Annotated in this window: 13 protein-coding genes; 11 read left to right on the plus strand and 2 right to left on the minus strand. The window is 40.0% G+C overall.

Going from position 1 to position 12,649, the window contains the following annotated elements; all coding sequences use genetic code 11:
• Positions 1 to 45 precede the first annotated feature (45 nt).
• Positions 46 to 1,056, minus strand: coding sequence for a hypothetical protein (locus CC97_RS06445; protein WP_044974308.1), 1,011 nt, complete (start codon positions 1,054 to 1,056; stop codon positions 46 to 48).
• Between the two features lie 322 nt (positions 1,057 to 1,378).
• Between CC97_RS06445 and CC97_RS06450 the strand changes: the two genes are divergently transcribed.
• The 10 genes from CC97_RS06450 (at position 1,379) to CC97_RS06495 (ending at position 9,627) form a co-directional block, all read left to right on the plus strand.
• Positions 1,379 to 1,702 (plus strand): TfoX/Sxy family protein, encoded by a 324-nt coding sequence (locus CC97_RS06450; protein WP_044974309.1) that lies wholly within the window; start codon positions 1,379 to 1,381, stop codon positions 1,700 to 1,702.
• A gap of 155 nt (positions 1,703 to 1,857) precedes the next feature.
• Positions 1,858 to 2,550, plus strand: coding sequence for a nicotinamide riboside transporter PnuC (pnuC, locus tag CC97_RS06455; protein WP_156036803.1), 693 nt, complete (start codon positions 1,858 to 1,860; stop codon positions 2,548 to 2,550).
• Between the two features lie 320 nt (positions 2,551 to 2,870).
• Complete coding sequence (locus tag CC97_RS06460) at positions 2,871 to 3,707, plus strand: alpha/beta hydrolase (RefSeq protein ID WP_044974311.1); 837 nt, start codon at positions 2,871 to 2,873, stop codon at positions 3,705 to 3,707.
• Between the two features lie 206 nt (positions 3,708 to 3,913).
• Positions 3,914 to 4,297 carry a VOC family protein gene (locus CC97_RS06465; protein ID WP_044974312.1) on the plus strand — a complete coding sequence of 128 codons (384 nt, stop codon included), beginning with the start codon at positions 3,914 to 3,916 and terminating at the stop codon, positions 4,295 to 4,297.
• Between the two features lie 226 nt (positions 4,298 to 4,523).
• Positions 4,524 to 4,979, plus strand: a complete 456-nt coding sequence (locus CC97_RS06470; RefSeq protein ID WP_044974313.1) for a GNAT family N-acetyltransferase — start codon at positions 4,524 to 4,526, stop codon at positions 4,977 to 4,979.
• Between the two features lie 103 nt (positions 4,980 to 5,082).
• Positions 5,083 to 5,499, plus strand: a complete 417-nt coding sequence (locus CC97_RS06475) for a pyridoxamine 5'-phosphate oxidase family protein (RefSeq protein ID WP_242848145.1) — start codon at positions 5,083 to 5,085, stop codon at positions 5,497 to 5,499.
• 350 nt (positions 5,500 to 5,849) lie between these two features.
• Positions 5,850 to 6,221 (plus strand): hypothetical protein, encoded by a 372-nt coding sequence (locus CC97_RS06480; RefSeq protein WP_044973469.1) that lies wholly within the window; start codon positions 5,850 to 5,852, stop codon positions 6,219 to 6,221.
• A 20-nt stretch (positions 6,222 to 6,241) separates the two neighbouring features.
• Complete coding sequence (locus tag CC97_RS06485; protein WP_044973470.1) at positions 6,242 to 7,999, plus strand: transposase; 1,758 nt, start codon at positions 6,242 to 6,244, stop codon at positions 7,997 to 7,999.
• A 410-nt stretch (positions 8,000 to 8,409) separates the two neighbouring features.
• Complete coding sequence (locus CC97_RS06490; RefSeq protein WP_044974314.1) at positions 8,410 to 8,886, plus strand: flavodoxin; 477 nt, start codon at positions 8,410 to 8,412, stop codon at positions 8,884 to 8,886.
• Between the two features lie 216 nt (positions 8,887 to 9,102).
• Positions 9,103 to 9,627: a DUF4256 domain-containing protein gene (locus CC97_RS06495; RefSeq protein ID WP_347493512.1), complete on the plus strand. Its 525-nt coding sequence runs from the start codon at positions 9,103 to 9,105 to the stop codon at positions 9,625 to 9,627.
• 135 nt (positions 9,628 to 9,762) lie between these two features.
• Here the strand turns inward: CC97_RS06495 and CC97_RS06500 are convergent, their stop codons facing one another.
• Complete coding sequence (locus CC97_RS06500) at positions 9,763 to 11,367, minus strand: AAA family ATPase (protein ID WP_044974316.1); 1,605 nt, start codon at positions 11,365 to 11,367, stop codon at positions 9,763 to 9,765.
• A gap of 479 nt (positions 11,368 to 11,846) precedes the next feature.
• On the opposite strand from CC97_RS06500, the gene CC97_RS06505 reads away from it, so the two are divergent.
• Positions 11,847 to 12,575, plus strand: a complete 729-nt coding sequence (locus CC97_RS06505) for an AAA family ATPase (protein ID WP_044974317.1) — start codon at positions 11,847 to 11,849, stop codon at positions 12,573 to 12,575.
• Positions 12,576 to 12,649 lie beyond the last annotated feature (74 nt).

Raw genomic sequence — 12,649 nt, forward strand, 5'->3', positions numbered from 1 at the left:
GCAGGCACCACATTTTCATCGGTACGCCTTCGGCGTGCTGTTTTATTATGCTGCAGACAGCCTTTCTTTCATAAATTCCACTGCCCTGCCGTGTTTTCTGAAAACTCCGGCAATCATGCAGCTGCCGTCATTTGATCTTACACATACGATATATCTTTTACGGTCATCAGCGGAAGCGCGGCTGAACTCCACGGTTGCAAGCATCGTGCTGCCGGAACGGCTGAAAAGAAACATATCTGTGCAGTCACCGGATCTGACTGCTTCCGGAAGGAACAGGTGAACAAACCTTTCCTTCTTTTTTACTCTGATCTTATACTCCTGGTATCCTCCTTCGCCGTAAGATAAGCGGAGATCAAGTTTGTCACGAATATCGTCAATGTATTCATTAAAGAGCCTGCCTTTTTTCTTTGAACACATCTTTACAAATTTCTCCGGATCGCTGAAGTACGATCCTAAAAGGAGCTCTCTTTCGATAAAGTATCTTTCTCCGTTGTTTTCGGCAATATCCTTAACCGATTCGTATATAAACTCCACGTCATTTTCTATATCTGTTTCACAGATCTCCTCTTCTGCTTCAAAAAGTGCAGTATCGGCATCAGTGTCGTTGTTTACAGCATTCACATAAGTCTGGAGCACCAGTCTGGCGAAATAATATATCCTCCTTATAAACAGATCATCAATACCGTTATCGATCATTTTTTCGATTGTAAGATCATTCAGCCTCTGTACATAGCTGACTAATAAGCACTTTAATTCATCATCGTATTCTACGGTCAGAGAATAAACAGATCTCATAACTTTGTTTATCTCATTTACCAGTTTCACATCAGGTTTTTCTGAAACGGATATTTCCAGAAATACAGAAGCGCACGGATTTTCCTTATCTATATTCAGGATATTGATACGATGTCCGAAGATAAGGTTGTCAAATGGTTCAGTGCAGAATCTGAAGTGTCTGCTGAAGATAAGGATCGTGTCCTCGGAACCGACCGGATCATACGGAAAGTTTACTTTTTCAGCATAGTTTTCGAGCATCTCATTAAACTTCTTTACCATACGTGTACTCCTCCTGTTAAGTTGAACTTCTGATGTTTCAAAAGCGAAAGGAATTTAAGTATACCATAATAAGCTGCAGGTGTAAACAGGTAATTTTCACAAATTTTCATTCCGGATATTGTGGCCGGGAGAACCAATATGATGACGATATAAATGGCGCTGCTCATACGGATCTGCTTTCTGTTTTTCGTACAACGGATTGAAAAATGAATCCGGTTACGATATAATTGTTAATATAACCTGCTCGCATAAATCTGAATTCAGGAAGTAAAACCGCTCTTTTATAATTCTGATTTATCGCAGTAAAAAAGGAGTATCTGATATGGAAAAAACAAAAGTTAAAGAGCTGGCCGGATACATAACGGAACAGCTTTCGGACCTGGAAAACATCCGTAAAACACCCATGATGGGCGGCTATATATTTTACTATAATGAACGCATTTTCGGCGGTATATACGAACCGGGATTTATGGTGAAAATAACTGAAGCAAGCAGAAAATATATGCCCGACAGCATAGCCTGCCCGCCGTATGACGGAGCAAAGAATATGCTTCCCGTAACGATAATCGATGACAGAGAACTGCTTCAGAAAATGGTATCGGAAATGTTTGACGAGCTGCCTGAACGGAAACCGAAAACCAATTGACTTATTCAGGAGTTTATGTTATACTGAACAGGCATTCAAAAACTACAATAAAATAACTATAAACTGCCACCGGGTAGTAATGCGTAAAGCATTCGATACACATCGTTAGGTCTTAGAAGATGTGTTCGGATGCTTTTTATTTTGGAGGAAACAATATGCTCAGAAAGATAACTGCCTATTTTTCGAGAGGAGAAATCATATTATGGCTTTCGTCAGTTATGCTTGTTATGACAGCATTCTTCGCTTTCGACAGAACGAACTGCCTGTCTCTGATAGCTTCACTGACCGGTGTGACTTCACTGATCTTCAACGCTAAGGGAAATCCGGCCGGTCAGGTTCTGATGATTGCATTCAGCCTGCTTTATGGTATCATTTCGTACTCATTTTCTTATTATGGCGAAATGATAACATATATCGGTATGACAATGCCTATGGCGGTCATTGCACTGATATCATGGCTTAAAAACCCTTTCAACGGAAAGAAATCTGAAGTTAAAGTCGGAAATATAAGCAGGAATGAAACTGTTTTGATGCTGTTCCTTACGGCCGCGGTCACTGTGCTGTTCTATTTTATCCTCAGACATTTTCATACAGCAAATCTCATTCCGAGTACGCTGTCCGTAACAACAAGTTTCATAGCAGTCTATCTCACATTCAGAAGAATACCGCTCTTTGCAATCGCTTATGCGGCAAACGATATAGTGCTGATCGTACTATGGACTTTGGCAAGCATTAAAGATATACACTATCTATCGGTTCTTACATGCTTTGCTGTATTCCTGGTCAATGACATATACGGTTTTGTAAGCTGGAGGCGAATGAAGAAAAGACAGTCTATACAGTACTAAGAAAGAATATTTTAATTGTGCCGCAGGCACCAACTTTTTATCGGAACGCCTGCGGCGTGCTATTGAAAAGCAGGAATGATTGTAGTTATCTTACTCTAAATTCTGATTTACTTCAGTAAAAAGGTCCCTGCACATTACGTGCAGAGACCTTTTTTAATTGTGCCGGAGGCACCACCTTTTCATCGGTACACTTGCGGCGTACTATTGAAAATCAGGACTGATAGTAGTATAATTTGTAATATAAGTAATGTGAGTAACTGCCCGTATAAAATGGAAATTACAAAGATAAAGCATAAACAGTAGCAAGGAAAATGTGAAAAATGAAAGACAAGTTCAGAAAAGATCTCGAATTCGTTCAGATAAACGGTCATAAAATGCATATCTTCAGATGCGGTGATGAGAGTAAACCAAAGCTCGTATTCATGTCAGGTTCAGGCACGGTAGCACCGATGTATGATTTCAAGGTCTTATACCAGAAACTGCTCGATGATTATCGGATAATTGTAATTGAAAAGTTCGGTTACGGATATTCTGATCTGTATGAATGTCCGTGTGATATAGATTCACTCGTTTCCTTTCAGAAACAGGCACTGAAGATGGCAGGTGAAAAAGCTCCGTATATTCTCCTCCCCCATTCAATGAGCGGAATAGAAGCTATCAGATGGAAGCAGTTGTATCCTGACGATATTAAAGCAATAGTCGGTCTCGATATGGCAACTCCGCTGACATATATGGAATGGGGCGACAAAGAGATCAACAGTCGGTTAGCACTTATGCGGAAATTTAAGAGGCTGAATGATCTCGGACTGCTGTTCTGGTATCCTGTAAGCAAAAGAAGTCTGAGCAAGGACGAAATACAGCAGCATAATCTACTTAAAAGACGTAACCTTATGAACAACTGTTATATCAATGAGGCAAAGCAGGTACTAAAAAACGCCGGAATCGTTGACGGAGCAGGAAAAGCCGACTGTCCGACTTTAATGTTTGTATCTGACGGAAAACAGACATCGCCAAACTGGATAAACAACGAACGTGAGTACGCTAAGTCAGTAAACGCCGAGATGGTTTTACTTAACTGCGGGCACTATATCCATTATTACAAAAGCGATAAGATCAGCTCAAAGATCCAAGCCTTTCTGTCAGACTTACAGGACTGATTGTAGAAAAACCCGAAACCCCGTTATGGCGACGGTCGGCGACAGAATTCGCGTGGTCTCTTCCCTGCTCTCAGAACGCGGTGTAAAATGCGTTCTTGAATGGAACAAAGGTAATCACTTCAAAGATGCTGATGTACGAACGGCAAAGGCGTTTTCGTGGGTAATCAGGAGTTGATCTCCGGCTGCGATCTGCGGAGGTAATTTAAATGAAAATAGAACACATTGCAATGTATGTAAATGATATCGAAAAGGTCAGAGATTTCTTTGTTAAATATCTCGGCGGAAAATCAGGTGACAGATATCATAATCCAAAAACAGATTTCCGTTCTTACTTCATATCTTTTGATGACGGTGCACGACTGGAAATAATGAACAAGCCTGATCTGGCAGATGAAAAGAAATCCCTGAACCGTACAGGTTTCATTCACATTGCGTTTTCAGTCGGAAGCAAAGAGCACGTTAATGAACTGACAAGGCTGTTACATAACGATGGATATCAAGTAGTCAGCGGTCCGAGAACTACCGGAGACGGATACTACGAAAGCTGTATTGTTGCAGTTGAAGATAATCAAATAGAGATTACTGTCTGATAAATATCTATTCAGAAAATACACAGATGTTTGGACTATATTTTTTATGTAGGAAACATCTATGAATAAGAAACCGCGACCTTTTTAATTGTGCCGCAGGAACCTCATTTCCATCGGAACGCCTGCGGCGTGCTATTGAAAAGCAGGACTGATAGTAGTATAATTTGTAATATAAACAATGTGCGGGATCACTCGCATAAATCGGTATTTGCAGAGGTAACATATTATGACGATAGAATACAGGCAGGCTGTTTTAGAAGACGCAGAACTATTGGTAAATATCTATAATGCGTCTTTTTATGATGATTATATGCGATATGGTTCGTGTCCGGGATATGGGAAAACAAAAGAAATGATGGAAGAGTCGATCAGCAAATATATAAAATATATCATACTATGCGATAATGAATCTGTCGGCTGTGTTTCATGTATAAAACTGGAAAACGGAACTTATGAGATTAGTTGTTTGTGCGTTATTCCGGAGTATCAAGGTAAAGGGATAGGGACACAAGCAATTCAATTTGTAAAGACATCTTATGAAGATTGGAAGATGCTCACTTTAGTAACACCCATAAGCAAAAAACAAAATGTGAAGTTTTATACTGAAAAATGCGGATTCCATATCGAATCAACTGAAAGAGACGGCAATGTAGAACTTGCTCGATTGGTATTGGAAAGATAAATTCTGATTTATCGCAGGAATAAGGAAGTTTTGAAGAAAGGATAAGAAAAAATGAGAAGAAAAGATAGAGAAATAACTGACAATAGCGCAATTGAAGCCTTTATTGCAAAAGAAAAAGATCATCAGGATAGCTTTCTATGATGACGGAGATATCTATATCGTCCCTTTAAACTACGGATACATAAATAATAACGGAAAATACAGCTTCTATTTTCACGGCGCTAAAGCAGGCAGAAAGTATGAGCTTGCGAAGAATACTCCGACAGTCGGGTTTGAAATAGACGGTAACTATGAGCTGCTTGAAGCAGACATAGCCTGTAATTTCTCAGCTAAGTTCCAGAGCGTTATCGGAACAGGTATTCTCAGCCTTGTCGAAGATAAGAATGAAAAGATCAAAGGTCTGAATACGCTTATGAAACAGACTGCCGCAAGACCTGAATGGAGCTATGACGAGGCAAAGCTCAATTGTGTTGCTGTATTTAAGCTCGATGTTGAGAAAATGTCCTGCAAGGCAAAATAATTTGAACATGAATACATAAAGAGATCATTATGAGAGTTTTTCCGTGCAGAGATCTTTTTTTAATTGTGCCGCAGGCACCACCTTTTCATCAGTACGCCTGCGGCGTACTATTGAAAACCAGGACTGACTATACATTGTTACTATTCACGGCCAAATAATGTAAAATAGAAAAATGATAATGGTGCTGAAAACATTGAAAATGCGATGTTTTCAGCACTGTTTTTTTACGTAAAAAAAAGTACAAAAAAGCATAGTGGTATTTGTTTAAATAGATACCAATAAAACTATTGACATTTTCGTTGGTATGTGATATAATAATAAGTACCAAGTGTAGAAAGGAAGCTGAAATCATGTCGATTGTACGCTACACAGATAAGAAAACCGGAAGAGTGGTTCTTTATGAATCAACATCACACTACGACCCTGTAACCAAACAATCAAGACCAATACGCAAGTATCTTGGAGTGGAAGATCCGGTAACGGGAGAACTGATACCGTCTACAGGAAAGCCGGGACGAAAGGCTAAATCAGAATCAAATAGCAATACTGTTGAAACGAAGGTAACAGCAGAACCGGATTACAAGGAAATCATAAAAAAACTAAAAGAAGAAAGTATACAGAAAGATAAAAGAATCAGCGAACTTGAAAAACAAAATGCTATTCTTAAAAATCACTTACTGAACATAAAGGAATCAGCAGAAAGAGCGCTGGAACAGAAATAAAACAGAACAGGAAGCAAGCTATGAACAGGCAGTTTTTTATCAATACATCATTACAATATGAAAATAAAAGACTTAAACGTCTGGTAAAAGAATTTGAAAATGGTGAGAGATATAAAAAACTGCAGCATAATCATCATCTCATATATCTTGGATATCAGAGGCGGATAAAACAGCTTTGCAGACAAGTTCGGTCATCAAAAAATGCAGTGAAGAAAGTACGCGATATCTGGTATGAACAGCTTGTAATTGAATGCGAAAATCACACCAAAGAGCTTGATGAAAAGATAGATACAATCTGTAAATTAAGACAGGAAAACTATGATTTGTTCTGTGAGTATCAAAAAAAGCTTGCTAAGAAGGACGAAGAATATCAAAAAGCACTTGACGAGAAAGACACCATAATAGAAACACTTAAAGCCGAGATCCGGCATATGAAAGCGGTACAGGACAGAGATGGAACCAATACATCTCTGCCTACATCGCAGACACCAATCGGGAAATCAAAAGCAAGACCAAACAGCAGAGAAGAAACCGATAATTCCAAAGGAGGCCAAACAGGGCATAAAAGATCAGAGCTTGAACCACCTGCAGAAGAAGCAATAACTGATATAACGGAACATTGTTTAACTGAAGATGACTGTTGTCCGAAATGCAAAAAAGATGAGTTTGAATATACCGGAAAAACAGAAAATCGCTATGAAATAGAAGTAGAAGTTAAAGTAAAGAGGGTGAAGCATAAGTATTACGTCTACAAATGTAAGAATTGCGGGACCCTGGTGATCAGCAGAACGGCACCTGAAAAAAGAACGAAAGTAAGATATGGAGCAAACGTACAGGCAATGATACTTGTTTTGCTGAATATTATGAATTCGTCAATAAATAAGGTTCCTGTATTCTTTCAGGGCATAACAAACGGAGAGATCAGTCCGAGTGAAGGGTATGTAGCTAAAGTACAGGCCAGAGCCGCCAAAGCACTGGCAGTTTTTCATAATGATTTGCGAAGGGAGTTACTTAAAAGACTGCTCATTTACTGGGATGATACCGTGGTTTACGCCGATACCAAAAGAATCTGCCTGAGATTTTACGGAGACGAAAGAATCGCGTTCTTTGCAGCCCATGAAAACAAAGATATGAACGGAATTCTTCTGGATGGAATACTTGAAAATCTTTCTGCTGAAACATCTGTTATGCATGATCATAACAGCATCAATTACAATGAACGTTTTGTGTTCATAAATATTGAGTGTAATGCACATTTGCAGCGCGATCTTCAGAAACTTGCAGATGAAACCAATCATGAAGTACTGCTTGAAATAAAAGCATTGATATCAGCAACGATAAAAGACCGAAAGAATCTGATACAAGCAGGAACAACACGATTTGATGATGGATATCTTGAAAATTTTGAAAGCAAGCTTACAGAACTTCTGCAAAGAGCAGAAACGCTGGCAGAAGCGAATACATCAAAATATTCAGGCGGTCCGGAACGCGCTCTGATACGCAGAATCATAAAATATCGCAGCAATTACTTCGCCTGGGTATATGATTTCAGTCTGCCTACAACAAATAATCTCTCAGAACGAGCACTACGTGGGACGAAAACAAAAATGAAGGTGTCAGGTCAGTTCGCATCTTCAAAAACAGCAAATAACTATGCAATGATTCGTACATACATTGAAACATGCCGAAGAAATGGAATCAACGAATATGATGCATTAACAAGATTATGTGATGGTAACCCATATACTGTCGAAGAAATATTTGCTGAATGTGAATAATAAAAAATACAGCACCACCAGGCCGGTAATAAAACCGGTCCAGTGGTGTTGTTTTCTTTTGTACTGGGAAAATTAGGTCGTGAATAGTAAACTATACATTCTGAGCATACCTGTGTATAAGATATAAGTATTATACATACTGAGCAAACCGTGCTATAATAAGTACATGGCATAAAACCTGTACTCTTTTTGTTTTTTGACAATTACGAATATCTCCGACAAGGACGGTATACAGGAAAAGGATAATTATAGTGAACGCATAAAAGATTTATACGTTCACTATAATTAATTCATTTATATTGCCTTGCAGATCCGCAAACTACGTTTGCTCCCTGCATATCGGCTAATAGTAAACGAAAAATATATTTTTCGTTTACTATAATTCATCGTAAAACGAGGAGGAAACCATCATGAGCAAAACTTTAGTAGCATTTTTTTCAGCAAGCGGTGTAACTGCCGGACTTGCAAAAAATCTTGCAGAAGCCGCAGGAGCAGACCTTTATGAGATAAAGCCTGCTGTGCCGTACACAAACGCTGATCTCAACTGGCAGGATAAGAACAGCAGAAGCTCGGTTGAAATGAATGACAAGTCATTCCGTCCTGCTATTGCAGATACAAATGCCAACATAGCTGATTATGACACGATCTTTATCGGCTTCCCTATATGGTGGTATGTTGCACCGACGATCATCAATACTTTCCTGGAAGCCTATGATTTTTCGGGCAAGACGATCATTCTGTTTGCTACATCAGGCGGCAGCGGTCTGGGCAACTCCGCAAAGGAACTGAAAACCAGCGTTTCCGATACTGCAGTTATAAAGGACGGCAAGCGTTTCGCTGCAAACACATCGGTAAGTGAACTGAAAAAGTGGGTTAATTCACTGTGATTTTAAGGAGGCCGCACCGGTAAATTCTGATTTACTTCAGTAAAAAGGTCCCTGCACATTCCGTGCAGAGACCTTTTTTAATTGTGCCGCAGGCACCACCTTTTCATCGGAACGCCTGTGGCATGCTATTGAAAAGCAGGACTGATCGTAGTATAATTTGTAATATAAGTAATATGCGGGACCGCTCGCATAAATCGGAATTTATAGGAGGCGAGCATGATGTTGGAATTACTGAAAGTGAGATTTTCAGAACAAAAGGAACTTCATCCGGATTTGGAATGGTCTGAGGTGGAGCAGAGGCTGCGCGAGGTTCCTGCTGTCATCACGATTTTGCAAAAAATGGAGGAAACCGGCGGTGAACCTGACACCATAGGGTATGACGTAAAGACGGGAAAACTCATTTTCTGCGACTGCGCAAAGGAATCGCCCGTCGGGCGAAGAAGCCTGTGCTATGATGAAAAGGCGTTGCATAGCCGCGCTAAAAACCCGCCGTCAAGCAGCGCCGAGCGGAAAGCGAAAGAGATCGGCATATCGATGATGACGGAGGAACTCTATCGTCGACTGCAAAGTCTCGGTTCATTTGATTTGAAAACGTCAAGCTGGATCGCTACGCCGGAGGATATCCGCAGCAAGGGCGGCGCGTTGTTCTGCGAACGGCGCTATGATACCGTTTTTACTTTTCACAACGGAGCAGATTCCTACTATTCTGTGCGCGGATTCAGAGGGTATATTCTTGTCTGAACACCGGACTCAACGATAAAACCCCTGCAATTTATTGGGCTGAAACATTGACAAATTCTGATTTATCGCAGTAAAAAGGTCCCTGCACGTATTGTACAGAGACCTTTTTAATTGTGCCGGAGGCACCACCTTTTGTCACTCAGGAACATACTCCACGATCTTACAGGTATGCTTCTTTGAATTATCAGAAGCATCTTTCTCATAACTGATGCCAACAAGAAGGATCTTTGTACCCAGGTTTTTAAGTGCCTCAGGATACTTCTTATTTTGGATCTGATTAATAGCTCCATCCGCGTCTTTATTCCATTTCAGTTCTATGATCAGCACAGGCCAGTCAGAATCACGGCGAGGTATGTATGCAACATCGGCACATCCTTCCCCTGCTCCCAGTTCTTCAAACTGAACATAATGATCACGGTAAGAGTAGTAAGCAAGTTTTATAACACTGCGAAGACTGTCTTCCCTGTTATAGTGCAGCGGTGCAGTTTCCTCACGATGGATTTTCTCTATCTGTGCAGCAACAGCATCCGCATTTCCGTTTACCGTATCAAGAAACAGCTGCTCGCTTTCTCTCAGACGGTCAAGCGTAGCTTTGTGATTTACCTGTTTTACAGCTTTTGAGAATTCCTTCTTGATTTCCTCGTTCGGAATCCTTACGGTTCCATTCACAGAATCATACGCAAGGTAGCCAAGGTGGATCATAAGTGTCAGGACATCGTCCTTACCACGGAACGTAGTCAGATCATTAGCAAATCCTGTGGTGCTGACTTCGACATCCACACCGCCGATAAGTTCAGCTATCGTCTTTGTCAAACCGTTATAATCCTGACTGATGTACTCCAGAAGGCCTTCAGCGGCTGACGTTTCCGTCCAGTACGAATCGAAATCATCATTTCTTATTGATTTCATAACGGAATTCGGATTATATACAGAACCGACATTTTTAAAAGAGTATCCGTCGTACCACTTTTTCATCATTTCAAAATCAGCGTTTTTCTTCTCACATATTTCTTTCACTTCTGCTTCAGTAAATCCGACATATTCTCCGAAATCAAGCGGCTTGATCATAGAGAACTCATCAAAATCAGAGATAGCAGACTGTGATCCGTCTTTTTTGACAGGAAGGATTCCAGTCATATATGCAGCAGCTACTACTTTCGGAGTGAAGCTGTTGTTTTTGAACCATCCTCTAAGAAGATTCAGATAAGCCTGCTGTGCAGCAGGATCATCCTTTGCTTCACGAATCATGGCATCCCATTCATCTATAATAAAAATGAACTGTTTACCATGTAATTCATCAATGTATTGAACCAACTCTGAATTCAAAGACTGCCCTGAAAACGGTTTTACATTGAGAAGCCGCAGTTCAGAACGAATTTCCTTCATGATCATCTTCGGAACTTCTATCAAAGGCAGATCATTACTTCTGGCGTCTGAAATAAAGCTTGTGATATCCAGACTAATTACATTGTATTGATTAAGATTCTTTTCATATGAATCACTTTCAGCGATCTTCTTATCATCAAACAGGGTGTGAGAATCACAGGTGCAGTCATAATACGCTGTAAGCATTTTAGCAGCATAGGATTTACCGAAGCGTCGTGGTCTGCTTACACAGACAAGATTCTTTTCTGCATTGATACGCTCATTGATCAGATCAATCAGCAGGGTCTTATCTACATAATTCGGACCGGCGATTTTTCTGAATCCGGCATTTCCCGGATTAATATAAGTCCCCATATTCTCACGCTCCTTCGCAGATGTTATTGTCGTACTTATATATCATTTTTAGTATACCAAAAAACAGGCAATAAATCAAGTATTAACGATCCTTAGCACTACTTAGCAACAGCACGTCTTACCATTTCATATCTGTCCTTATAAGTGAAATGATGATTCTCCTTACCTAACACAATGGTTCGATGATTTTAAACGGTCCCTGCAATCGTGCAGAGACCGTTTTTAATTGTGCCGCAGACACCACCTTTTCATCGGAACGCCTGCGGCGTGCTATTGAAAACCAGGACTGATTGTAGTATAATTTGTAATGTAAACAATGTGCGGAACCCGCTCGCATAAATCGGAATTTATCAGAGGTGTTTGGGATTAAAACTACAATTTCTGATCTGATTTATCGCAGGATTAAGGAAAGAGTGGATAGCAGCGCACTTGGCTTTAGTGCGGTAAGTATGTGGATAAGGTTGGTGTGGTGAGGACTTATGCTGTTATCAGATGAATTATATCTTACCGGGTTAAAAATTCAATGGGAAAACATTGAACATGACAGCTATCTCAGAAATATTGAAGCTATAAAAGGAATAGATGAACTGCAGTTTCATTCCCCTGTTACTTTCTTTGTTGGTGAAAACGGCAGCGGTAAATCAACTCTTTTGGAAGCTATCGCTGTTGCTTATGGATTTAATCCGGAAGGCGGTACAATGAATTACAGCTTTTCAACTTATGATTCACATTCTGAGCTTTGTGGCGCAACAAAACTGATTCGGAGCTATAAAAAAGCAAAATGGGGATATTTTCTAAGAGCTGAGAGCTTTTATAATGTAGCATCTGCTGAAGAGTATTATTCCAGTCAGCCAGGCGGATCTCCTCAGCACTATCATGAAAAGTCACACGGCGAGAGCTTTATTTCAGTAATACAAAACAACTTTAATAAAGAAGGCTTGTATATCCTCGACGAACCGGAAGCTGCATTATCACCGCAAAGGCAGCTTACTCTGTTGCTTGAGATGTCAAAATGTGTGAAGAACGACTCACAGTTCATAGTAGTAACGCATTCTCCTATCCTGCTCGGATTTCCTGATGCTGAAATACTGAGCTTTGACGAAAATACTATAACACCGATAAGTTACGAAGAAACTCAGAGTTATCAGATAACAAAGATGTTTGTAAATGATCGCAGGCACATTCTCAGACACTTACTGGGAAATTAACGGAATATTCTGACGAATTTATAGTCTTTCTTTCATACACCGAAGAATAATGAAAAATAACAAAACAGCGGTCA

Source organism: Ruminococcus sp. HUN007 (assembly GCF_000712055.1).
Taxonomy (GTDB): domain Bacteria; phylum Bacillota; class Clostridia; order Oscillospirales; family Ruminococcaceae; genus HUN007.

Bases quoted from the DNA above. Each gene is read 5' to 3' on its own strand.
- CC97_RS06465 (WP_044974312.1), top strand. From the start codon at position 3,914: ATGAAAATAGAACACATTGCAATGTATGTAAATGATATCGAAAAGGTC.
- CC97_RS06460 (WP_044974311.1), top strand. From the start codon at position 2,871: ATGAAAGACAAGTTCAGAAAAGATCTCGAATTCGTTCAGATAAACGGT.
- CC97_RS06485 (WP_044973470.1), top strand. From the start codon at position 6,242: ATGAACAGGCAGTTTTTTATCAATACATCATTACAATATGAAAATAAA.
- pnuC (WP_156036803.1), top strand. From the start codon at position 1,858: ATGCTCAGAAAGATAACTGCCTATTTTTCGAGAGGAGAAATCATATTA.
- CC97_RS06505 (WP_044974317.1), top strand. From the start codon at position 11,847: ATGCTGTTATCAGATGAATTATATCTTACCGGGTTAAAAATTCAATGG.
- CC97_RS06470 (WP_044974313.1), top strand. From the start codon at position 4,524: ATGACGATAGAATACAGGCAGGCTGTTTTAGAAGACGCAGAACTATTG.
- CC97_RS06500 (WP_044974316.1), bottom strand. From the start codon at position 11,367: ATGGGGACTTATATTAATCCGGGAAATGCCGGATTCAGAAAAATCGCC.
- CC97_RS06450 (WP_044974309.1), top strand. From the start codon at position 1,379: ATGGAAAAAACAAAAGTTAAAGAGCTGGCCGGATACATAACGGAACAG.
- CC97_RS06490 (WP_044974314.1), top strand. From the start codon at position 8,410: ATGAGCAAAACTTTAGTAGCATTTTTTTCAGCAAGCGGTGTAACTGCC.
- CC97_RS06445 (WP_044974308.1), bottom strand. From the start codon at position 1,056: ATGGTAAAGAAGTTTAATGAGATGCTCGAAAACTATGCTGAAAAAGTA.
- CC97_RS06480 (WP_044973469.1), top strand. From the start codon at position 5,850: ATGTCGATTGTACGCTACACAGATAAGAAAACCGGAAGAGTGGTTCTT.
- CC97_RS06495 (WP_347493512.1), top strand. From the start codon at position 9,103: ATGATGTTGGAATTACTGAAAGTGAGATTTTCAGAACAAAAGGAACTT.